At 38.7% G+C, this 23,999-nt stretch carries 22 protein-coding genes; 21 read left to right on the forward strand and 1 reads right to left on the reverse strand.

Annotation, left to right across the window (positions count from 1 at the left end; all coding sequences use genetic code 11):
• Positions 1-26: 26 nt before the first annotated feature.
• The 6 genes from MWJ95_RS05285 (at position 27) to MWJ95_RS05310 (ending at position 8,300) form a co-directional block, all read left to right on the forward strand.
• Complete coding sequence (locus MWJ95_RS05285) at positions 27-1,163, forward strand: acyl-CoA dehydrogenase (RefSeq protein ID WP_249104655.1); 1,137 nt, start codon at positions 27-29, stop codon at positions 1,161-1,163.
• Between the two features lie 3 nt (positions 1,164-1,166).
• Complete coding sequence (locus MWJ95_RS05290) at positions 1,167-1,799, forward strand: TetR/AcrR family transcriptional regulator (protein ID WP_249104657.1); 633 nt, start codon at positions 1,167-1,169, stop codon at positions 1,797-1,799.
• Between the two features lie 123 nt (positions 1,800-1,922).
• Positions 1,923-5,171 (forward strand): fused isobutyryl-CoA mutase/GTPase IcmF, encoded by a 3,249-nt coding sequence (gene icmF, locus MWJ95_RS05295; RefSeq protein WP_249104659.1) that lies wholly within the window; start codon positions 1,923-1,925, stop codon positions 5,169-5,171.
• 147 nt (positions 5,172-5,318) lie between these two features.
• Complete coding sequence (locus MWJ95_RS05300; RefSeq protein ID WP_249075293.1) at positions 5,319-5,480, forward strand: hypothetical protein; 162 nt, start codon at positions 5,319-5,321, stop codon at positions 5,478-5,480.
• A gap of 155 nt (positions 5,481-5,635) precedes the next feature.
• A complete protein-coding gene (gene rpoE / locus MWJ95_RS05305) occupies positions 5,636-6,172 on the forward strand; it encodes a DNA-directed RNA polymerase subunit delta (RefSeq protein WP_249075175.1) in 537 nt (178 codons plus the stop codon).
• Positions 6,173-6,707: 535 nt separating this feature from the next.
• Positions 6,708-8,300, forward strand: coding sequence for a CTP synthase (locus MWJ95_RS05310; RefSeq protein WP_249075174.1), 1,593 nt, complete (start codon positions 6,708-6,710; stop codon positions 8,298-8,300).
• A 46-nt stretch (positions 8,301-8,346) separates the two neighbouring features.
• On the opposite strand, the gene MWJ95_RS05315 is transcribed toward MWJ95_RS05310, so the two are convergent.
• Complete coding sequence (locus MWJ95_RS05315) at positions 8,347-8,877, reverse strand: DUF2529 family protein (RefSeq protein WP_249075173.1); 531 nt, start codon at positions 8,875-8,877, stop codon at positions 8,347-8,349.
• A gap of 155 nt (positions 8,878-9,032) precedes the next feature.
• Between MWJ95_RS05315 and MWJ95_RS05320 the strand changes: the two genes are divergently transcribed.
• The 15 genes from MWJ95_RS05320 to MWJ95_RS05390 all read left to right on the forward strand — a co-directional run bounded on the left by MWJ95_RS05320 (position 9,033) and on the right by MWJ95_RS05390 (position 23,723).
• Positions 9,033-9,389, forward strand: coding sequence for a response regulator (locus MWJ95_RS05320; RefSeq protein WP_249075172.1), 357 nt, complete (start codon positions 9,033-9,035; stop codon positions 9,387-9,389).
• A 529-nt stretch (positions 9,390-9,918) separates the two neighbouring features.
• Complete coding sequence (locus tag MWJ95_RS05325; RefSeq protein WP_249075170.1) at positions 9,919-10,773, forward strand: class II fructose-bisphosphate aldolase; 855 nt, start codon at positions 9,919-9,921, stop codon at positions 10,771-10,773.
• A 284-nt stretch (positions 10,774-11,057) separates the two neighbouring features.
• Positions 11,058-11,708: a fructose-6-phosphate aldolase gene (fsa, locus tag MWJ95_RS05330; protein ID WP_249075169.1), complete on the forward strand. Its 651-nt coding sequence runs from the start codon at positions 11,058-11,060 to the stop codon at positions 11,706-11,708.
• 63 nt (positions 11,709-11,771) lie between these two features.
• A complete protein-coding gene (locus MWJ95_RS05335) occupies positions 11,772-13,058 on the forward strand; it encodes a UDP-N-acetylglucosamine 1-carboxyvinyltransferase (RefSeq protein WP_249075168.1) in 1,287 nt (428 codons plus the stop codon).
• 95 nt (positions 13,059-13,153) lie between these two features.
• The gene (gene glpX / locus MWJ95_RS05340; RefSeq protein ID WP_249075167.1) at positions 13,154-14,113 is read left to right on the forward strand and encodes a class II fructose-bisphosphatase; all 960 of its coding nucleotides are present in this window, start codon (positions 13,154-13,156) and stop codon (positions 14,111-14,113) included.
• 268 nt (positions 14,114-14,381) lie between these two features.
• Positions 14,382-15,665 (forward strand): transcription termination factor Rho, encoded by a 1,284-nt coding sequence (gene rho, locus MWJ95_RS05345; RefSeq protein WP_249075166.1) that lies wholly within the window; start codon positions 14,382-14,384, stop codon positions 15,663-15,665.
• Positions 15,666-16,315: 650 nt separating this feature from the next.
• Positions 16,316-16,519, forward strand: a complete 204-nt coding sequence (rpmE, locus tag MWJ95_RS05350; RefSeq protein WP_249075165.1) for a 50S ribosomal protein L31 — start codon at positions 16,316-16,318, stop codon at positions 16,517-16,519.
• A gap of 120 nt (positions 16,520-16,639) precedes the next feature.
• On the forward strand, positions 16,640-17,212 hold the full coding sequence (locus MWJ95_RS05355) for a thymidine kinase (RefSeq protein WP_249075164.1): 573 nt from the start codon (positions 16,640-16,642) through the stop codon (positions 17,210-17,212).
• A gap of 330 nt (positions 17,213-17,542) precedes the next feature.
• Positions 17,543-18,619 carry a peptide chain release factor 1 gene (prfA, locus tag MWJ95_RS05360; RefSeq protein ID WP_249075163.1) on the forward strand — a complete coding sequence of 359 codons (1,077 nt, stop codon included), beginning with the start codon at positions 17,543-17,545 and terminating at the stop codon, positions 18,617-18,619.
• A complete protein-coding gene (gene prmC / locus MWJ95_RS05365; RefSeq protein WP_249104661.1) occupies positions 18,606-19,466 on the forward strand; it encodes a peptide chain release factor N(5)-glutamine methyltransferase in 861 nt (286 codons plus the stop codon). Before prfA ends, prmC begins: the two co-directional genes overlap by 14 nt.
• A 43-nt stretch (positions 19,467-19,509) precedes the next feature.
• Positions 19,510-20,115 carry a stage II sporulation protein R gene (locus tag MWJ95_RS05370; RefSeq protein ID WP_249104664.1) on the forward strand — a complete coding sequence of 202 codons (606 nt, stop codon included), beginning with the start codon at positions 19,510-19,512 and terminating at the stop codon, positions 20,113-20,115.
• 105 nt (positions 20,116-20,220) lie between these two features.
• Complete coding sequence (locus tag MWJ95_RS05375) at positions 20,221-21,255, forward strand: L-threonylcarbamoyladenylate synthase (protein WP_249104666.1); 1,035 nt, start codon at positions 20,221-20,223, stop codon at positions 21,253-21,255.
• Between the two features lie 213 nt (positions 21,256-21,468).
• A complete protein-coding gene (locus tag MWJ95_RS05380) occupies positions 21,469-21,966 on the forward strand; it encodes a manganese efflux pump MntP (RefSeq protein ID WP_249075159.1) in 498 nt (165 codons plus the stop codon).
• A gap of 24 nt (positions 21,967-21,990) precedes the next feature.
• A complete protein-coding gene (locus MWJ95_RS05385) occupies positions 21,991-22,431 on the forward strand; it encodes a low molecular weight protein arginine phosphatase (protein ID WP_249075158.1) in 441 nt (146 codons plus the stop codon).
• An 8-nt stretch (positions 22,432-22,439) separates the two neighbouring features.
• Positions 22,440-23,723: a methyl-accepting chemotaxis protein gene (locus MWJ95_RS05390; RefSeq protein ID WP_249075157.1), complete on the forward strand. Its 1,284-nt coding sequence runs from the start codon at positions 22,440-22,442 to the stop codon at positions 23,721-23,723.
• The last annotated feature ends 276 nt before the right edge of the window (positions 23,724-23,999 follow it).

Below are 23,999 nucleotides of genomic sequence, written 5' to 3' on the forward strand. Positions count from 1 at the left end.
GTCTAACAAAAAAGGGGTAATGGACAATGAACTTTCAATTAACAGAAGAGCATGAACAATTACGTGAAATGATTCGTGATTTTGCTATAAATGAAGTAGCACCAACGGCAGCTGAACGTGACGAGAACGAAGAGTTTGACCGTGCGATTTTCGATAAAATGGCGGAACTAGGTTTAACAGGTATTCCGTGGCCAGAAGAATACGGTGGCGCAGGCTTTGACTATCTTGCATATGTCATTGCAGTAGAGGAATTATCACGTGTATGTGCTTCAACAGGGGTAACTTTATCAGCACATACTTCACTTGCTGGTTGGCCGATCTTTAAATTCGGTACGGAAGAACAAAAACAAAAATATCTTCGTCCAATGGCAGAAGGTAAACATATCGGTGCATATGGCTTAACAGAGCCAGGATCAGGCTCTGATGCTGGTGGCATGAGAACATATGCAAAACTAGATGGCGATGATTATATTTTAAACGGCTCGAAAATTTTCATTACCAATGGTGGAGTAGCAGATACATATGTTGTATTTGCAGTAACAGATCCAGAAGCTAAACATGGCACAACAGCTTTTATCGTTGAAGCTGGCTTTGAAGGTTTCTCGGTAGGGAAGAAGGAGAAAAAACTAGGAATTCGTTCATCTCCTACAACTGAAATTATTTTTGATAACTGTCGCGTTCCGAAAGAAAACATGCTTGGGGCTGAGGGAGAAGGCTTCAAAATTGCGATGACAACACTTGATGGGGGACGTAATGGTATTGCGGCTCAAGCTGTAGGAATTGCGCAAGGAGCATTAGATGCAGCGGTTGAATACGGTAAAGAGCGTGTGCAATTTGGCAAACCGATTACTGCTAACCAAGGTGTATCCTTTAAACTAGCGGATATGGCAACTCAAATTGAAGCATCTCGACTGCTTACATACCAAGCAGCTTGGTTGGAATCAAATGGTCTACCATATGGTAAGGCATCTGCAATGGCAAAATTAATGGCTGGCGATACTGCGATGAATGTAACGACTGAGGCGGTTCAAGTCTTTGGTGGCTATGGTTATACGAAAGATTATCCTGTTGAGCGCTTCATGCGTGATGCGAAAATCACACAAATTTATGAAGGTACACAAGAGATTCAACGACTTGTTATCTCTCGTATGTTGACAAAATAACGTATGACAGAAAGAGATAAAAGACCCCAAGTACAGTCAACGGTAAAAGATGAAAATCTTATCGCCATTCGTCGAGAACAAATGATAGAGGGAGCCATTAAATTATTTAGAGAAAAAGGTTTCCATCGTGCTACTACGAGAGAAATCGCAAAAGCTGCAGGCTTTAGTATCGGAACATTATATGAATATATTCGTACTAAGGAAGATGTCCTTTACCTTGTATGTGATAGTATTTATCACCATGCGATGGAGCGACTTTCAAGTTATGAGATTAAGGCAGGAACTATAGAAGAATTAAAAGAAATGATTCGAGAGTATTTCTTGCAAATTGATAGTATGGTTGATGAGCTGACAATCATGTATCAGGAAACTAAATCACTGTCAAAAGAAGCACAGCGTTATGTATTTAGTAAGGAGTTTGAAATGGTTGGTACTTTTGAGCGATTACTAAAACGCTGTGTGCAGTCAGGTGAAATAACGATGACGGATAAGCAAATTCATATGGCAGCAAATAGCTTAGTCGTTTCTGGACAAAGCTGGGCATTCCGTAAATGGGCGCTCCATCGTCAGCACTCGATAGACGAATTTATTGAAATGCAAATAACATTGTTTATTTCAGGCATAAAGGGGTTCTAATAAGTTCCGTAAAGGGGTTGTCGGTAATTGCATAAAGCGACATTGCAATTACCGATTTTTTTATGAATTATGTTTCATAGCACAAAGGTGTAATTGATTAAGGGGAGAAAGTGGGGATTTCATATGACAAAGGTAGAAGTATATCGTCCAAAAAATCACGTACGTTTTGTTACAGCATCAAGTCTTTTTGATGGACATGATGCTTCGGTTAACATTATGCGACGTATTTTACAATCAAGCGGTGTAGAGGTAATCCATTTAGGACATAACCGCTCCGTGGAAGAAGTCGTAAATGCTGCGATACAAGAGGATGCTCAAGGCATTGCGATATCCTCATATCAAGGCGGACATATGGAATACTTTAAATATATGTATGATTTGCTACGTGAAAAAGGGGCGCCACATATTAAAATTTATGGTGGCGGCGGTGGTGTTATTTTACCACGTGAAATTAAAGAGCTACATGCTTACGGGATTGCAGGGATTTTCTCGCCAGAGGATGGGCGTGTTTTAGGATTACAAGGGATGATTAACCAGAAAATTAAAGGAACCGATTTTCCAACAGCTACAGGTAATTATCTAGAAAAGCTCGATGCTCTAACGACAGAGACACCGGAAATTTTAGCAAATTTATTAACTGCTGCTGAATCGAATGATGATGAAGAAACGAAAGAGATGCTAGAAGAAGCTCGTAAACGCTCAAAAGGGACACCTGTATTAGGTATTACAGGAACTGGTGGTGCGGGTAAATCCTCCTTAACGGATGAATTAATTCGTCGTTTCCTAAAGGAGTTTCCGGATAAACGCGTAGCTATTCTTTCTGTCGATCCGACAAAACAAAAAACAGGTGGAGCATTACTTGGTGACCGAATTCGTATGAATGCGATTTTCAATAATCGAGTATATATGCGTAGTTTAGCAACCCGTGGATCTCGTACAGAACTTACGGCTTCTATTGGGGATGTGCTAGATGTAGCGCGTGTAGCAGGCTATGATTTAATCATTGTAGAAACAAGTGGTATTGGTCAAGGTGATGCCGAGATTACAAAATACACGGATCTGTCCATGTACGTTATGACAAGTGAGTTTGGTGCGCCGACACAGCTTGAGAAAATTGACATGATTGATTTTGCGGATGTGATCGCCATCAATAAATTTGAACGCAAAGGCTCTGAGGATGCGCTACGTCAAGTACAAAAACAATATCAGCGTTCACGAGAGCTTTGGGATGAATCACTTGATAATATGCCTGTGTACGGTACGATTGCCAGTCAATTTAATGATAAAGGAACGAATGCTTTATTTGCGGCATTAGTCAATATCATCAATACGAAGACAGGAAGTAATTGGGAAACGGGCTATGAGCAATTTGCGAAAACCCAAAAGCAAGACGTTATCATTCCAAACGATCGTCGTTATTATTTACGGGAAATTACTGATACCGTGCGTGGCTATCATAAAAAATCAGAGCTACAAGTGGAATTTGCACGCCGACTATTCCAATTAGAGGGAGCGATTGAAGCGATTGAGGAAAAGGCACCAAATGATGCACTTGTCGCATCTCTTACTTCTCTCGCTGAAGGTGTCAGAGACGAACTAACAGCTGAGTCTAAACGTATATTAGATAATTGGCAAGCTTTAAAAGAAGCGTATGCTGGAGACGAACTTGTAACGAAAGTTCGTGATAAAGAAATTCGAACAATTTTAAGGACAACAAGCCTTTCCGGCACAAAAATTCCTAAAGTTGCTTTGCCGAAATTCGTAGATTATGGTGAAATTTTACGCTGGGTTTATAGAGAAAATGTACCTGGTGAATTCCCGTATACAGCTGGGGTATTCCAATTTAAACGCGAAGGCGAAGATCCGAAGCGTCAATTTGCTGGTGAAGGAACGCCTGAACGTACAAATAAACGATTCCATTATTTATCGAAGGATGATGATGCCAAACGTTTATCAACAGCATTTGACTCTGTAACGCTTTATGGTGAGGATCCAGATTACCGACCAGATATTTATGGCAAGGTTGGGGAGTCGGGTGTATCTATTTGTACGCTAGAGGATATGAAAAAGCTTTATGCAGGCTTTGATTTATGTGCACCATCAACATCAGTATCGATGACAATTAACGGGCCAGCACCGGTTATTTTGGCGATGTTCATGAATACGGCTATTGATCAGCAAGTGAAACTGCGTGAGGAAGAACTTGGTCGACCTTTGACAGTTGAAGAATTTACGGAGACACGAGAGAAAACATTACAGGTTGTACGTGGAACCGTGCAAGCAGATATTTTAAAAGAAGATCAAGGGCAAAATACGTGTATTTTCTCAACAGAATTTGCGTTGCGAATGATGGGGGATATTCAACAATACTTTATCGATCATAAAGTTCGTAATTATTACTCAGTATCTATTTCTGGCTACCATATTGCCGAAGCTGGTGCGAATCCAATATCACAATTGGCCTTTACATTAGCAAATGGCTTCACGTATGTGGAATATTATTTAAGCCGAGGAATGAATATTGACGACTTTGCGCCAAATCTATCATTCTTCTTCTCCAACGGACTAGATCCAGAGTACACAGTTATTGGACGTGTAGCCCGTCGTATTTGGGCAGTGGTAATGCGTGATAAGTACGGTGCGAATGAACGAGCACAAAAATTAAAATATCATATCCAAACATCTGGACGCAGCTTACATGCACAGGAAATTGATTTTAATGATATCCGCACAACATTACAGGCTTTAATGGCCTTACAGGATAACTGTAATTCATTGCATACAAATGCATATGATGAGGCAATTACAACGCCTACGGAAGAATCTGTACGTCGTGCAATGGCTATTCAAATGATTATTACGAAGGAACATGGCTTAGCGAAAAACGAAAATCCATTACAGGGAGCGTTTATCGTTGAAGAGTTAACAGACCTTGTAGAAGAAGCGGTACTAGAAGAATTTGATCGTATCAATGATCGTGGTGGTGTGCTAGGTGCAATGGAAACACAATATCAACGTGGTAAGATTCAAGAGGAATCCATGTACTACGAGATGCTAAAGCATTCAGGTGAGCTACCGATTATTGGTGTGAACACATACTTAAATCCGAATCCACCTTCAGAAGATGAAATTAACAATATGGAAATTGCGCGTGCATCGACAGAAGAAAAAGAGACGCAAATCCATAATTTACATGAGTTCTGGAAGCAACATAAAAATGAGAACGAAGCAGCTCTTGCTCGTTTACAACATGTTGCGGTAAACAACGGTAATATTTTCGCGGAGCTTATGGAAACCGTAAAAGTCGCTAGCTTAGGGCAAATTACAAATGCATTATATGAGGTTGGCGGACAATATCGTCGTAATATGTAATTTGTAAACGTGTATATTTTCTAGCTGTATAACATTTATTCTAGTTTGTACAAAATGTTTGTGTAGTTTTAAGTGTCTAGTCTTAGGATTAGGCACTTCTTTTTATTTCCGTTATAATAAATTGTAAAAAAAGGGGAGGCGCAGTAGATGATGAAATCAGTTAGTAACTACATCATTATTTTAGCTTTATTGATAGGAGTTTATTTCCTGTATGATAAGCAAATTGGCGCTGTTCCTTTACTATTACTATCTGTCTATTTGTTTTACTTAGGCATAAAAAAAATGCGTGATATAAAAAACAGTAATTGAAGCTAGCAAAGAGGATAAAACTTTGTATATAATGGGTATTATGCTTATGATATGGAAAGTTACTTTTGTGCGGCCTTTTTTGCTGCGCTCCGAAAATAAAGCTATATGAATTTTAAAACGTCCATTGTGATGGATGAGGGAAAGGAAGTGCACGAATGAATTTTCGTGAAATGACAAAAGAACAATTAACAGAAGAATCGTTAATTAACTTAGCTTATGCAATATTAAATGAAAAACGTGCCTCAGTGTCTTTTAATGACTTATTAACAATTATTCAAGAGCTTGTAGGCTATAGTGATGAAGAAATGAAAGCTCGCCTATTACAATTTTACACAGATATAAATGTAGATGGCCGCTTCTTATTTAATCAGGAAACTGGATGGGGCTTACGTGAATGGTATAAAGTTGAACAGATTGAAGAAGAAACAGCTCCTTCTGTTAAAACGCATAAGAAAAAATCTAAAGCTGCCGTTGAGGATGAAGATGATTTAGAAGAAGATCTAGATGAAGAAGATATTGACTTTGATGAAGACTTTGAAGAATTCGTTGAAGATGAAGAAGATCTAGACGAAGAAGATGACGACAAAGAAGATATCGATTTTGATGAAGACGATATAGAGGACATCGATGAAGAAATCGACGAGGACTTTATTGATGATGAAGATGAACTTGAAGAAGAGGATGAAATCTAAGACGATTTCGGACGCAATTGTGCCGAGGCATAATTGATGATCATTACTCTTTGAAATTTTCTTTCTTTTATCCTTATAGTAAAAAATCTTGACTTCTATCGCGGTTACGTTTAATCTTTTACTTGGGCTCCTTAATTAAAGGAGAAAGACCGTGTATGTAATACGCTCCCCCTGCAAACCTATGCAGGAGGAGCGTTTTTTTATTTTTTTAACTTTATTCAATCAAGTTCTCCCATGTTTATAGCTACGGAATGAATATAAATGCTCTAATTTATTCATGATGTATAATAATCGGTGATTGAATATATGTTAGAACTTTTTAAAAGGAAAGTAGAAAAGAGATAGAAACGATTACAGCTTCGAATCGACTACAATTTTGTAGGCATTCTCGGCTTTTCTTATTTTAGGGATAAGAAATATTACTTTTCTTAGCCTATAGAGAAATTTGCACCAATGCTCAAGATGACTTAGCTTAGGACGTGAATGCACTTTTCTTACTAGCAATTTCTAGAACAACATAAGGAGGAATTTTTTCATGACGAAGTATATTTTTGTAACAGGTGGGGTTGTGTCATCACTTGGAAAAGGGATAGTAGCAGCATCTCTAGGTCGTTTATTAAAAAACCGTGGATTAGAAGTAACAATTCAAAAATTTGACCCATATATCAATATTGACCCAGGTACAATGAGTCCTTATCAACATGGTGAGGTTTTCGTAACTGATGATGGCGCAGAAGCTGACTTAGACTTAGGTCACTACGAACGTTTCATCGACATTAACCTAGGAAAACATTCTACAGTAACATCAGGTCGTGTTTATCAGTCTGTATTACAAAAAGAACGCCGCGGTGATTACAACGGTGGAACAGTACAAGTAATTCCTCACATTACAAATGAAATCAAAGATCGTATTCAACGTGCTGGTCGTGAAACAAATGCAGACGTCGTTATTACAGAAGTAGGCGGAACAGTAGGGGATATTGAGTCATTACCATTCCTTGAAGCAATTCGCCAAATGAAAACGAATTTAGGCCATAACAATGTCATGTATGTTCATTGTACGCTTATTCCTTATATTAAAGCTGCGGGTGAGCTAAAAACAAAACCAACTCAGCATTCTGTAAAAGAATTACGTTCTCTAGGTATTCAACCAAATATTATCGTTGTGCGCACAGAGCAAGAAGTGCCTCAAGATATGAAAGAAAAATTAGCTTTATTCTGTGATGTTCAACCACACGAAATTATTGAATCTCGCGATGCAGAACATTTATATGAAGTACCTTTAAACCTTCATGCTCAAGATATCGATGATATTGTACTTGATCATTTTGGCATTAAAGCACCTGAGGCAGATATGGAAGAATGGCGTGAGCTTGTAGCAAAAGTGAAAAACTTACCAAATAAACGAAAAGTAGCATTAGTAGGTAAATATGTAGAACTACAAGATGCTTATATTTCTGTAGTAGAGGCATTAAAACATGCAGGTTATGCATTTAATTCTGATATTGAAATTGACTGGATCAATGCAGAACATGTAGATACAGACAATGTTGCTTCACTATTAAAAGGTGCTGACGCTATTTTAGTTCCAGGTGGCTTCGGTGATCGTGGAGTAGAAGGTAAAATTTTAGCGACACAATTTGCTCGTGAAAATAATGTGCCATTCTTAGGTATTTGCCTAGGTATGCAACTTGCAACAGTGGAGTTTGCTCGTAACGTACTTGGTTTAAAAGGAGCGCACTCTACTGAGCTTGATCCACAAACGGAATATCCGATTATTGACTTCCTACCAGATCAAAACGATAGTGTAGACATTGGTGGTACATTACGTTTAGGTTTATATCCATGTAAACTAAAAGAAGGCTCGAAGGCAATCAAAGCTTATGGTCAAGAGCTAGTTTATGAACGTCACCGTCATCGTTATGAATTTAACAATGAATATCGTGAAGCGATGGAAGCTGAAGGTCTTGTCTTCTCAGGTACAAGTCCTGACGGCAAATTAGTGGAAATTATCGAGTTACCAGAAAATAATTTCTTCGTAGCATGTCAATTCCACCCAGAGTTAGTATCACGTCCAAACCGTCCACAACCATTGTTCCGTGATTTTATCGGAGCAACATTCAAATAATGAAAAAAGAGTTGTCTCATGCTGAGACAACTCTTTTTTAGATTCTTTATAGCTCTTCGTCATCAAGACCAAGCATTTCATCATACGCAATTTTTAAGGCTTCATAAACGAACAGGGCAGCAATAGCGTGTGGCACAACGATGCGTTTGCCTAAATCATTCGGTAATAAACCACCTCGTATGCGTGTGGAAATATACGTATACGCTAAATCTGCTAATGGATTTTCGGTATTAGCTACTTCACTAGCAACTGCTGCGAATGGAATAAATTGATTGTTTAATTGCTGCGCTAGAGCTAGTGCATCTTCATCGTGTGCACTACGTGTAAAAATACATACACGATCGGCTTCCGTAATCACTGTATCTTTTGTCCAAGGGACTAACTTAGCAAAACGTTCCACTGCTTGATATGCATTTAATTCGACAACTTGCATTTCACCAAAGCATGCGAAATAGACATTACCTTCACCAATACCAGCTTGTGCAAGTAATCGTGCTGTTTCTTCAATAGCTTCCTCTTCATTTTGTGTTATTCTTTGTAATAATCCACTTAATTGTGTTGTTAGAATTTTTGACATGATTCCACCTCAATCAATATTATAGGTATGAAAAGACTATAAAGCAAAAGCAGATAATTTATAATACTAGAAGGTATTAAGAGGTTAAAGGAGAATAATACATAATATAGGAAGTTTTGTGTAAGAATAATAACTCGAAAAGGGCGGAATGAAATGTGAAACGATTACTAATTGTTGATGATCAACCAGGAATTCGTTTGCTTTTAAATGAAGTGTTGAAAAAAGAAGGTTATGTTACATATTTAGCTGCAAATGGTACGGAAGCACTGAAATATGCTGAGGAGGAAATGGATTGTGTCCTATTAGACATGAAAATTCCAGGGATGGATGGCATAGAAATTTTAAAGCGCTTAAAAGAGAAGTGGCCACAACTCCCGGTATTCATGATGACTGCATATGGTGAATTAGACGTTGTACAAGAAGCATTAGACTTAGGAGCAATTCGATACTTTACTAAGCCTTTTGATATTTTTGAAGTGCGTGATGAGGTTAATAAAACATTAAAAGGTTAAATGAACAGGCAGTGGTCAACACCGCCTGTTTTTTTATGGTTATTATTCGATTTGAAGTTGGGTGTCCGATGAGCCGTAGTTTTGAGATTTATCGATAACTTTTGATTGTTTATCGACCAACTTTATCGATTTATCACCCAACTTTTTTAGTTTATCGACCAACTTTATCGATTTATCACCCAACTTTCGAAAAATATCGACATCTACCTTCATGCAACACTATCTGACCGCACTGATAATTTGCGCCGCTTATGACATAAGCATATTTTTTTACGCAAAATTTAACATCAAAAAAGCATAAGAAATCAACGTTTCTAAATTGATTTCTCGCGCTTTTTAAGGTTTTGACCAGTTTTGTCCCAGCCACTAGAACTTTCGTTGGGTTTCACTAGGCACCGCCGCTACGTTGCACTACGCTTTCGTGCAGAAAACAAAGTAACCTGAAATGCTTTTCAGGTTACTTTGTTTTTGCTATGATTAAATAGCATATTTATGTAGAAAGAATAGTCCTAAGAGGAGGATTTTTAGTATGGCATTAGTATCTATGAAAGAGATGTTAATTAAAGCAAAAGCAGAGGGTTATGCTGTTGGTCAGTTCAACATCAACAACCTTGAGTGGACTCAGGCAATTTTACAAGCAGCAGAAGAAGAAAAATCTCCAGTTATTTTAGGTGTTTCTGAAGGCGCAGGAAAATATATGGGCGGATTTATCGCCGTTGTACAAATGGTAAAAGGTTTGATGGAGTCTTATGGTACTACAGTACCTGTAGCTATTCATCTTGACCATGGTTCAAGCTTTGAAAAATGTAAAGAAGCAATTGATGCAGGATTTACTTCTGTAATGATTGATGCATCTCATCATCCATTCGAGGAAAATGTTGCAACTACTTCTAAAGTAGTTGAGTATGCTCATGCGAAAGGTGTTTCTGTTGAAGCTGAGCTTGGCACTGTTGGTGGTGACGAGGATGGCGTAATCGGTGGTATTATGTACGCTGATCCAGAGGAATGCCGTAAAATGGTTGAGCTAACAGATATCGATTGCTTAGCACCAGCACTTGGCTCTGTACATGGTCCTTATAAAGGAGAACCAAATTTAGGCTTTAAAGAGATGGAAGAAATCTCTAACTTAGCAGATCTACCATTAGTATTACATGGTGGTACAGGGATCCCAACGAAAGATATTCAACGCTCAATTTCATTAGGTACAGCAAAAATTAACGTCAATACTGAAAATCAAATTGCTGCTACAAAAGTAATCCGTGAAGTTCTTGAGAATGATAAAGTTGTTTATGATCCTCGTAAATTCCTTGCTCCAGCACGTGAAGCAATTAAATCAACAGTTATCGGGAAAATCCGTGAATTTGGTAGTGCGCAAAAAGCATAATTTTTGTATCTAAACGGCTACAAAAGCACAGATGAATACACAAAATAAGAGAAGTGTTGATGCTGTTATCGACCTTCTCTTGTTTTTGAAATGATGAATTTTTGGCGAAAATTTAAATATATGGTTCATCACCAAAAGTTGGGGATAGCATTTGTGTTAAAACGAATGTAATGTATAGTAGTTGATTTCCGATTTAACTGAATGGCCCTAGGAAAGCGCCCAGTCGGAACGGAAATCAACCCACGATATAGTGATGAGCAAAACAGTGATCAGGAGGGAATACAATGAAATTTTTTATTGATACAGCAAATTTCGAAGAGATTAAAGAAGCACACGCATGGGGTATTTTATCAGGCGTTACAACAAACCCATCATTAGTTGCTAAAGAAGAGAATGTTTCTTTCCATGATCGTCTTCGTGAAATCACAGAGCTTGTAGATGGCTCAGTGAGTGGGGAAGTAATTGCTCTAGATGCAGAAGGTATGATTAAAGAAGGCTTAGAATTGGCTGCAATTGCTCCGAATATTACAGTTAAATTGCCAATGACGCCAGCTGGATTAGAGGCATGTCGCTTCTTTGCTGACAAAGGTATTAAAACGAACGTAACACTAATCTTCAGTGCCAACCAAGCATTAATGGCAGCTCGTGCGGGTGCTACATATGTATCACCATTTATCGGTCGTCTAGATGATATGGGTCAAAACGGTGTTGAACTAATTGAAACGATTGCAGATATTTTTACAATTCATAATATCGAAACGCAAATTATCGCTGCATCTATTCGTCATCCACAGCATGTAACAGCTGCAGCACTTGCTGGCGCGCACATTGCAACTACTCCATTTAAAGTTTTAAAGCAACTTTTCCATCATCCATTAACGGAAAAAGGAATTGAAGGATTTTTAACGGATTGGAATAAGAGAAAAGGCAAATAATAAGATTATATAGTGAGCCAATTGCAGAAAAAATTACTTTCCAATCATGAGGGAGAACGCAAAATGGATGTTTACAAAATTACAGGCGAAAATCGTCTAAAGGGTACAATAAAAGTTAGTGGTGCAAAAAATAGTGCAGTCGCCTTAATTCCAGCATCAATTTTGGCGAACTCTCCAGTGACAATTGGAGGGTTACCAGAAATTTCCGATGCATGGACGTTAAAGGCATTATTAGAGGAGATTGGTGGAGAAGTTTCATTTGAGGATGGCATCATGACCATCGATCCAACTGAAATGATTGCGTTGCCATTACCAAATGGTAACGTGAAAAAGCTTCGTGCCTCTTATTATCTAATGGGAGCAATGCTTGGTCGCTTTAAAAAAGCTGTCATTGGTTTACCAGGAGGCTGCTTCTTAGGGCCACGTCCTATTGACCAACATATAAAAGGCTTTGAAGCATTAGGTGCGAAAATTACTAATGAGCATGGAGCCATTTATTTACGTGCTGATGAATTAATTGGTGCCAAAATATATTTAGACGTTGCCAGTGTTGGAGCAACGATTAATATTATGTTAGCTGCTGTCCTTGCGAAGGGACGTACGGTTATTGAAAATGCAGCAAAAGAACCGGAAATTATTGATGTAGCTACTCTTCTCACTAACATGGGAGCTAATATTAAAGGGGCAGGTACAAGTGTTATCCGTATTGAAGGTGTAGAGGAACTTCACGGTACGGAGCACACGATTATTCCAGATCGCATTGAAGCTGCTACATTTATGATTATGGCTGCCGCTTTAGGTGAAGGTATTACGATTGATAATGTTATTCCATTGCATTTAGAGGCGATTATTGCAAAGCTTCGTGAAATGGGAGTAAAGATTGAAATCGGTGAAGAAAGTATTTTTGTGCCAAAAACAGACCTCTCCACATTGCAAGCCGTTGATGTTAAAACATTAGTGTATCCTGGGTTTCCAACGGATATTCAGCAACCACTTTCTGTTTTAATGTCCCAAGCATTTGGTTCCTCAAAGGTAACAGATACAATCTATACAGCTCGATTTAAACATATTGATGAACTTCGTCGTATGAATGCCAATGCACGCGTTGAAGGAAATACAGCTATGATTACAGGTCCTAGTAAATTACAAGGCTCAACTGTAACGGCTACAGATCTTCGAGCGGGCGCCGCATTAGTATTAGCTGGCCTGTTAGCTGAAGGCGAAACAGAAATTCATGATATCTATCATATTGAGCGTGGTTATAGCTCACTTATTGAGAAATTACGTGATTTAGGCGCTGATATTCGACGTGAAACAATAATGGCACGCGTAGCAGAGACAAAGGAATAATGAGAGCTAAAAGTTTTGAACTAACTATGTTACAATAGAGGTAATTTGAATGTTTCGGCGAAGAAATATGCCGATAACGGGAGGCAAATAAGACAATGGAACGTAGTTTATCGATGGAAGTAGTACGAGTAACAGAGGCAGCAGCAATCGCATCCGGGAAATGGATGGGTCGCGGTTTGAAAATTGAGGCAGATGATGCAGCGACGACAGCGATGCGCGTGATGTTCGATACAATTCCAATGCATGCTACAGTAGTGATTGGTGAAGGCGAAATGGATGAAGCACCAATGCTTTATATTGGTGAAGAGCTTGGCCTACGCAATGGAGGTCCTCAAGTAGATATCGCAGTTGACCCATTAGAAGGTACTAATATTGTAGCGAAGGGTACAAACGGTGCAATGACAGTTCTTGCTATTGCAGATAAAGGCAATCTGTTAAATGCACCTGATATGTACATGGAGAAAATTGCAGTAGGACCAGAAGCGGCTGGTAAGGTAGATATTAATGCTTCTGTTACGTATAATTTATTACAGGTAGCAAAAGCTAAAAATAAAGATATTTCAGACGTAGTAGCTACACTTTTAGATCGACCACGTCACCAAGCAATTGTTGATGAAATCCGAGAAGCTGGGGCACGTATTAAATTTATTCAAGACGGCGACGTTGGAGCAGCTATCAATACTGCTTTTGATGAAACTGGCATTGATATTATGTTTGGTACAGGTGGTGCACCAGAGGGTGTTATTTCAGCTGTTGCATTAAAATGTCTAGGCGGAGACTTCCAAGCGAAGCTAGTGCCAGAAGATGATGAACAGTTAGAACGTTGCAAAAAAATGGGTGTAGATGTAGATAAAGTTCTTTATTTAGATGACCTAGTTAAAGGTGACGATGCTATTTTTGCAGCGACTGCTGTAACAGATTGCGAGCTGCTAAAAGGTGTTCAATATAAAGGAGCTTATGCATTAACACATTCAGTTGTTATGCGAGCTAAATCTGGAACTGTGCGTTTTGTAGAAGGACGTCACGCTCTTGATAAAAAACCTAGCTATAAATAAAAATTTCTTCTAAAATATACCTAGTGCATCTTTTTGCACTAGGTACCTTCTTCTAAATTTTCAACCATCCCATAGTTTTATAAGGCTATGTTAGGCTTCATTGTTTTGTATAGTTAATGAAAGTACCTATCGCTCTAATTCGAACTACTTAATTTCTAACGTAAGAAAACGCTGACAGGTACGAAAAAATCACAGAGCCTATCGTAAAAACTTCTTTGATATCCCCAAAACTGGCAATTATATTTTGAAAAAGACTGGAGTTGTGCATATGTCTGCATTGACAATCGCTCAATTAGAAAACATGACGTTAAAAGAGCTTTACGCCCTTGCACGCCAATATAAAATTTCATATTATAGCAAGCTAACGAAAAAAGAATTAATATTTGCTATTTTGAAAACTCGCTCGGAGCAAGAGGGCTATTTCTTTATGGAAGGTGTACTAGAAATTGTTTCGCAAGAGGGCTTTGGCTTCCTTCGACCAATTAACTATTCTCCAAGTAAAGAGGATATTTATATTTCTGCTTCTCAAATTCGTCGCTTTGACCTACGAAATGGGGACAAGGTATCTGGTAAAGTACGTCCACCTAAAGAAAACGAACGTTATTATGGACTACTACAAGTAGATGCTGTTAACGGCGAAGACCCAGAAGTAGCAAAGGAACGTGTGCATTTCCCTGCATTAACGCCTTTATATCCTGACCGACAAATTAAACTGGAAACAACACAACGTAATTTATCGACTCGTATCATGGATTTAGTGGCACCTGTAGGCTTTGGACAGCGTGGATTGATCGTGGCACCACCAAAGGCAGGGAAAACATCATTATTAAAAGAAATTGCGAATGCTATTACAACTAATCATCCAGATGCTGAGTTAATTGTATTACTTATTGACGAACGCCCTGAGGAAGTAACTGATATTGAACGTTCAGTAAATGCAGATGTAGTGAGCTCAACGTTCGATGAGGTTCCTGAAAATCATGTGAAAGTTGCCGAAATTGTGTTAGAACGTGCACGCCGCTTAGTTGAGCATAAGCGTGATGTTATTATTTTAATGGACTCTATTACACGTTTAGCACGAGCTTATAATTTAGTTATTCCTCCGAGCGGTCGTACGCTTTCAGGTGGTATTGATCCTGCTGCTTTCCATAGACCAAAACGATTCTTCGGTTCTGCACGTAATATTGAAGAAGGTGGTAGCTTAACTATTTTAGCGACAGCTTTAGTGGATACAGGATCTCGTATGGATGAGGTTATTTATGAGGAATTTAAAGGAACAGGTAATTTAGAGCTTCATCTCGATCGCCAATTAGCAGAGCGTCGTATTTTCCCTGCGCTTGATATCCGCCGTTCGGGTACACGTAAGGAAGAACTTCTGCTAGAGCCTGAGCAACTTGAAAAGCTTTGGGCAATTCGTAAAACATTCTCGGACGCACCTGATTTTGCGGAGCGCTTCATGAAAAAATTACGTACGACAAAATCTAATGAAGAATTCTTCGAAAAATTAAATGAAGATATGAAAAAAGCTACTAAAGGTAAGGGCTTACTATAAAATGAATCACCATTGACTATAACTAGTCGATGGTGATTTTTAAATACTGGTATAACACACCTATATAATAAGGTGATTGAAGTGGAGGCTGGGCGACTCCTTGGGGATAAGCAATAGTGGAACGAAGGCTAAGAACATCACATCCTGTGATAACGCCTTCGTGACCAACATCGTGCTGCTGCCGCTACGTTGCACTCACGCTTTCGCGCAAAAGACATCTGTTGGCCCGAGACCCTGGAGCGAGCAACGCGAGTGAAGCGGAAGGGGAACGAAGGCTAAGAGCATCACGTCCTGTGATAACGCCTTCGTGACCAACATCGTGCTGCTGCCGCTGCGTTAACACTACGCTTTCGCGCAAAAAACACATGTTGCCCCGACGCCCCCAGGAAGCTTTGCTCTGTGCGAAAGCGAAGCGACAGCAACAACAAAGCGCCCAGCCGGAACGGAAATCACCCCCACGTTATAGTGATACTCCCCTAAAATTAAATAACTAATCGATAGAGGAAAAACTATTGTCAAATGTATAGGATATATGGTAATATTGCAAAGTATGTAACGTGTACATATGTAGCCGACATATTCGGGCTATGTAAGGTACAGTTCGATAATACTCTGTTCCAGATGGTTCAGGGCGAGAGGAGAAAACGAATATGAAACAAGGAATTCATCCAGACTACAAAGAAGCATCAGTAACTTGCTCTTGTGGTAACACTTTCAAAACTGGTTCAGTAAAAGAAAACATCGTTGTCGAGTTCTGCAACGAATGTCACCCATTCTATACTGGCCGTCAAAAATTCGCGTCTGCTGATGGTCGCGTGGATCGTTTCAACAAAAAATACGGTCTTAAAAACTAATGTTAGTTTAATACCTGCCAAGCATGTGCTTGGCAGGTATTTTTTTCAGTATAACCAAAATGAATGTTGATGCGAGTCTTTTCGATATCCAGATTGATAAGAAGAAAGGGAGAAGACAAAATGGCACAGCTATATTTTAAACACGGCGCAATGAATAGTGGTAAATCTATAGAAATTCTAAAAGTTGCGCATAACTATGAAGAACAACAAAAACCTGTAATGATGTTTACACCAGGCATAGATACGCGAGATGAAGTAGGCTTTATCTCAAGTCGAGTAGGCTTACGTCAACAAGCCATTCCTGTTAATGATGATACAAATATTTTTGAGCTAGTAAAAAACAATGCTGTCAAACCATATTGTGTACTTGTTGACGAAGTACAATTTTTAAAAAAAGAACATGTTTTGCAGTTAGCATATATCGTAGATGAGTTAGATATTCCAGTTATGGGCTTCGGTCTAAAAAACGATTTCCAAAATGAGTTATTTGAAGGCAGTCAGTACATGCTTACATATGCAGATAAAATTGAGGAAATGAAAACAATTTGCTGGTTCTGTCATAAAAAGGCTACAATGAATTTGCGTGTTGATGAAAGTGGAAAACCTGTTTATACAGGTGATCAAATTCAAATTGGAGGAAATGATTCCTATTATCCAGTTTGTCGAAAATGTCACACACATCCGCCACTATAAAGCAAAAAAGGCTTTGTCGATAAGGCTAATAAAAAGTAGCATACATGCGAAAACTTCCTTATACTAAGTAGTGGAAATAAAAAATCTTTATAAAAAAATCTTTACGCGCTTAGCGTAATTCTAATTTAGAGTTTCTCTTTTTCAGTAACGATACGACAGTTATAATAGAGCAAACTTCATAAAAAAAGGTTCACCAAACGTTATGGATGACTTTTGTTAAAACGTCCACTATGAATATAAGTTGATTGTAGTGGAGTCGCCCAGCCGGAACGGAAATCAACCATACGTTTTGCTGATAATCCTTAAAAAAACTAAATAGAGGTGAAATCCATGTTTGATCGATTACAAGCAGTGGAGGATCGTTACGAAAGGCTAACAGAGCTTTTAAGTGATCCCGATATTGTGAATGATAGTAAAAAATTACGCGAATATTCCAAGGAACAATCAGATATCCAGGAAACGGTAGATGCTTATCGTGAATATAAAAATGTAAAAGAGCAATTAGCTGATACACGTGAGATGCTAGATAGTGAAAAAGATCCTGATATGCATGAGATGGTGAAAGAAGAATTCAACCTATTAAAAGAGCAGCAAGAAGAATTAGAAGAACGTTTACGTATTCTATTAATTCCAAAAGACCCTAATGATAATAAAAACGTTATTATGGAGATTCGTGGGGCAGCTGGTGGAGACGAGGCGAATATTTTTGCGGGAGATTTATTCCGTATGTACTCTCGTTATGCTGAGACACAAGGCTGGAAGATTGACGTAATGGAAGCGACGCCGAACCCAATGGGTGGTTATAAAGAAGTTATTTTTATGATTAACGGCCAAGGTGCATATTCAAAATTCAAATTTGAAAATGGTGCACACCGCGTACAACGTGTACCTGCCACGGAATCTCAAGGGCGTATTCATACTTCGACAGCGACAGTAGCTTGCTTACCTGAAGTTGAAGAAGTAGATGTTGAAATCCATGAAAAAGATATCCGAGTGGATACATTTGCATCTTCTGGTGCTGGTGGTCAGTCTGTAAATACAACGATGTCAGCTGTTCGTATGACTCACTTACCGACAGGTGTTGTTGTATCGATGCAGGATGAACGATCACAAATTAAAAACCGTGAAAAGGCAATGAAAATCTTACGTGCCCGTGTTGCTGATATGTATTTGCAAGAAGCACAAAAGGAAATCGATGCTACACGTAAATCAGCTGTAGGTTCAGGCGATCGCTCTGAGCGTATTCGCACATACAATTATCCACAAAACCGTGTAACCGACCACCGTATTGGTTTAACGATTCAAAAGCTAGATCAAATCGTTGAAGGTAGACTAGACGAAATCATTGATACGCTCATTTTAGAAGAGCAAGCATCAAAGTTAGAGCGATTAAATGATGACTTATAATAAAGTAATGGAGGCCCTTCAATGGGCTTCTTCTTTTTTAGTGGATAATGGTCGTGAGGAAACAGCAGCGCGTATTGTTATGCAGCATATACTTGGCACTAGTTATTCAGAAGTAATGCTACATCTTCAAGACGTATTAACAGCTGAACAAAAAGAAAAGTTTAAAGAATTAATCGAAGAGCATGTGAGTGGACGACCTGTACAGTATTGCGTCGGTAGTGAAGAATTTTATGGTCGTTCATTTATAGTTGATGAGTCAGTACTTATTCCTAGACCTGAGACTGAGGAATTGGTGCTTGGAACAATCTATCGGATGAACAAAATATGGAATGATCAAGCATTGAAACTTGCAGATATAGGAACTGGTAGCGGTGCAATCGCTATTTCTATGAAGTTAGAATGTCCAGAGCTAACGGTCTTTGCTACTGATCTATCTGAAGCTGCTTTAACGACAGCTCAAAAAAATGCACAAAGATTATCGGCGGATATTGAGTTTCGACTAGGGGATTTAACGAAACCTCTGGCAGGGGAGAAATTTGATATCGTGTTATCGAATCCACCGTATATTGCTTTTGATGAGGCGAAAGAGATGTCAAATACCGTGCTAGATCATGAACCACACAGTGCTCTGTTTGCAGAAGAAGACGGACTTATTTTATATAGAAAATTGGCTGAGCAACTTCCACCCCTTATGAATAAACCGTCGCTCATTGGTCTTGAAATCGGTTATACACAAGGAGAGCAGGTGGCTCAATTCTTTAAAAATAGTTTTCCGCAGGCTACAATTTCGATAGAAAAAGATATAAATGGTAAACCTCGAATGATTTTTTGTGAAATTCATGTATAAAGTATCTACTTCTTGCCAACAATGTTAGCAAGGAGGGATTTTTATGTTAAACGAATACAAGATTATTAGATTACCTAAACAAAATATTTTACTAGCTTTTGCAAGATTAGTATTTATTGCGATTGCCTTACAATTATGTATTTTATATATTCCATCATTAGTAGGTTTTGCGAAAGAGTCTATCAATCAGGAGCAAGAAAACGATTTTCGTATACGCGTTATTGCCAATAGCAATACATCACAGGATCAGCTTGAAAAAGAGCAACTTGTCAAAAATTTAAAGCCGTATTTTAAACAAGTAGCTAGTGCTGGAGCTAAAAATGTGGATAATGAGCAAATACTTTCATTAAAAAAAGAAATTGAAGCAGAAATAAACAAAAATTATCCACAGCTGGATACACAAGTTGTACTTGGGGATAACTTATTTCCGCCAAAGAGAAAGGACGCTGTACTTTATCCACAAAACTTATATCATTCGATTGTCGTAAAAATCGGTGATGCACGTGGCGATAACTGGTGGTGTAGCGTATTCCCATCGATTTGTGAGCCTACTAAAGCAGAAGCAAAAGAAGAAGTGAAAGAAGAAGTAGAAGAAGAGAAGGAACACGTTACATTTTTTCTATGGGAATGGATTAAAGGTTTTTTTTGAATGAATTATTCGCGAATTCTGATAACTTATGCACAATTTTTAAGAAGTTATAAACATTATGTGGATAATTTAGTAAAAACGAAAAATTGAAGGAAGGTTTTAATTATGGAAACCGTGTGCAAGATTGTGGATAGTAATGTGAATAGTCAGATAACTTATGCACAAGCTGTGGATATCTTAAATGCAGGCGAGGTCGTGGCATTTCCAACAGAAACGGTTTATGGCCTAGGAGCTGTTGCTACAAATGACACAGCGGTCAAAAAGATATTTGAAGCAAAAGGTCGTCCATCAGACAATCCGCTAATTGTTCACATTGGCACAAAAGAGGAAGTTGAACGCTATATAGAGCATATTTCAGAAGTAGCCAAAAAATGCATGGATTTATTTTGGCCAGGGCCACTGACACTTGTAATGCCTGTAAAGCCAAATGTGCTGGCAGACAGTGTGACAGCTGGTTTATCGACTGTCGGTATACGTATGCCAGATCATCCAGTTGCACTCGCCTTACTTCAACAATTAAAAAAGCCACTTGCTGCGCCAAGTGCTAATCGTAGTGGGAAGCCAAGTCCTACAGAAGCCATACATGTTCAGGATGATTTGGGAGGGTACATACCTTATATTTTAGATGGAGGTTCTACTGGGATTGGACTCGAATCCACAGTGCTAGATGTTACGCACGAGCCTCCAGTAATTTTGCGTCCAGGCGGAATTACGAAGGAAATGTTAGAGGCTAAGATTGGTCAAGTACTTCAACCTTCAAAAATAGAGCAGAAATTAGAGGCTACGCCAAAAGCCCCTGGTATGAAATATACACACTATGCACCTAACGCTCCTGTACTATTAATTGAATGTGATTTGGAGAAAGTCCATGAGGCTGTACAACAATTACAAAGCCAAGGACATAAAGTAGCGTTACTTGCACCTGCGAGCTTTGTTGACAGCAAGGCTGATTTTTATTTCTCAGTAGGAGAAGCAGGTAGTAAAGAAGAAATGGGTGCGACTTTGTATCATGCCCTAAGAGCTTGCGATAAAACAACAGCTACAATTATTCTGGCAACTACTACTTCGACTGAAGGGGTAGGGGCTGCAATAATGAATCGTCTTGACAAAGCAGCCGGAGGAAAATGGTATACTTCGTAAATAAAATAGCATGCTGGAAGCTACTTCTGGCATGCTATTTTATATTGTCGTGCTTTCAGTTGAAGAAAGTACAGTAAGTTTCTACTACAAATGAAGGTGATTGTTTATCGTTACAGTGACTTTTAACACCTAGTTGTAAGGAAATTGTATTATGATAATACTGTAATTTCGAGCATAAAATGATAAAATATTAGAGAGCGAAGGAGTGCTTTCTTGCAGGGGATTCTTGCAGGTATATTAACGTCTGTAGATGTGATCGGTTTATATGTATTAATACCAAATGTTCGATATCGATTTTTTTTGTCAGTATGGACAGCTGCTTTGCATATGCTATTCCCGTTACTGGGTTTTGAATTTGGACACTTTTTAATGCGCTTCCTCTTAGAATGGGGACAATGGATTTCAAGTATCTTATTGTTTTGCATGGGTTTACATTTACTATTATTTTCGCAAAAGGATGAAAAGGCTACAATTTCACCAATACTTTTAGCTGTGACTGCAAGCCTAGATACCTTTTCAGTAAGTGTTTCTTTTGGTATGCTAAATATAGAGAAAACAGTATTTATTGTAAGCGCAGGTGTAAGTGCACTCATTTGCTCTTATGGGTCATTAGTCATTGCACGTAAAAGTCAGGTCCTTCTTGGTAATAAATCTCAAATGATTGCAGGGATTTTTTTTATCATTATGGGTTTCTTGGCTATCCGACAATAGAGAAAATAGGGAAGGGTGATAAGTATGAAAATATTATTTGTTTGCACCGGGAATACTTGTCGCAGTCCTATGGCAGAGGTAATTTTAAAGCATAAACAAATTGACAATGTTGAGGTCCGTTCAGCGGGCATTTATGCCATGCCAAATGCGGAAATGTCTGCACATGCACAACAAGTAGTTGATGAAGCAAATATGACGCAACAGCATTTAGCAACACAATTATCAATAACTGAAATGGAGTGGGCTGATTTAATTTTAACAATGACAACAGCTCACAAAGATACAATTATCGCTAATTATCCACATGCAGAACGAAAAGTCTTTACGTTAAAAGAGTATACAGGCGCAGGTAGTACAGGGAATGTTGTGGATCCTTATGGTGGAAGTATAGCAATTTATAAAGAAACATTTGCAGAAATAACGGAATTGGTAGAACGATTAGTAAAAAAAATTGAAGAGAATTGAGGGTCGTTATGAAAAAACAGTTTGGCTTACGACTTAAACTAGTATTATTTGTCGGTATTCTTGCACTAATCACATACAGTATTAGTTTTATATTTATCGAATATTTACAACCTACCTTTTTCCCGGGGGTCGATCGTAAACTGTTTGAAATCTTTACTTATCTGTCGGGGATTGCATGGTCAGGCATTTTAGCTGCAGTATTCAGTGTAATCCTAATTAAACCTTTACAGAAGCTCGAAAATTCAGCTTCCCGTGTAGCGGAAGGGAAGATTGGACAAGATGTAGAAATGCCGAAAACAAATGATGAAATTCGTTCTGTTGCAGAGGCATTCCAACAAATGGTGTTAAACTTAAGAGGAATGGTCGAAAGCATCGATAATAACTTCCAGCAAACCAATCAATCCATAATCCAGCTATCTGATGAAGCAGCTGTTGCAACAAAAAAAGCAGAGAATATCGCTTTTACAGTAAAACATATTTCCTCTGGTGCTGAAACATCTGCAACCGCAGTCCAAGATACAGCTGAAGCAATTGAAGATGTACGAGCACTTGCGACAGAAGTTAATAGTAGAGCAGAGGCATCGGCAACACAATCTAAAGAGATTTTACATAATTTATCAACAACAACAAAAGCAATCGAAACGTTAGTAAATAGCATTCAGCAAATCGCAGCTGGCAATACAGAGGCATTAGAAAGCATTCGCCTTTTAGAGGATAACGCTGGACAGGTAGAGCGCATTATTAGCTTAGTTGGCGATATTGCAGCACAAACCAATTTACTAGCTTTAAATGCTTCGATTGAGGCAGCGCGTGCTGGTGAACATGGCAAAGGTTTTGCCGTTGTAGCGGAAGAAGTTCGTAGTTTAGCTGATGAAAGTGCAAAAGCGGTACAGGGCATTACTTCACTTATCCAATCTATGCAACAAAATGTTGAAATTGTTGTAAAACAAATGAACCAGCAAGTGTCATTTGCAACAAAAGAAGCTGCGCGTGTATCAGAAACAACGACAGCGGTAGAAGGAATGTCTTCAAGTGTCCATGAAATGGCGACTGCGATTGTGGAAATTTCTTCACTAATTGAACAGCAAATGCATAATATTGAAACAACTGCTCGTCAATCTCAAGAAGTTGCTGCCATTGCTCAAGAAACGTCAGCAGGAGCACAAGAAGTTCGCAGTGCAACAGAAGAACAAGCATACGCAATTGAGCAAGTAGAAAAACTAGCAGAAGGCTTAAAGAAACAATCCGAAGAGCTCCACAAAATGATTCAACAATTTGATAGACAAGCATAAATAGGAAGATTTTAGACTGTAGATAAACTCGAGTGAGATTCGAGTTAACTACAGTTTTTTTATGTTGTCTTGAAGCATGTGCATAGTACTAAGATGATTGTGATGGGATAAAGTAGAGCAGAGAGTGAAGAGTAGCTTGCAGAGCGACGGAAAGAAGAGACGAAGCGACGGAAAGAGCGGCAAGAGTGACGGAAAAAAGAGACGAAGCGACGGAAAGAGCGGCAAGAGTGACGGAAAGAAGAGACGAAGTGACGGATAGCCGCAGAGCGATGGAAA

Origin of the sequence: Lysinibacillus sp. Bpr_S20 (genome assembly GCF_023337835.1) — a bacterium.
In the GTDB taxonomy this organism is placed as follows: Bacteria; Bacillota; Bacilli; order Bacillales_A; family Planococcaceae; genus Lysinibacillus.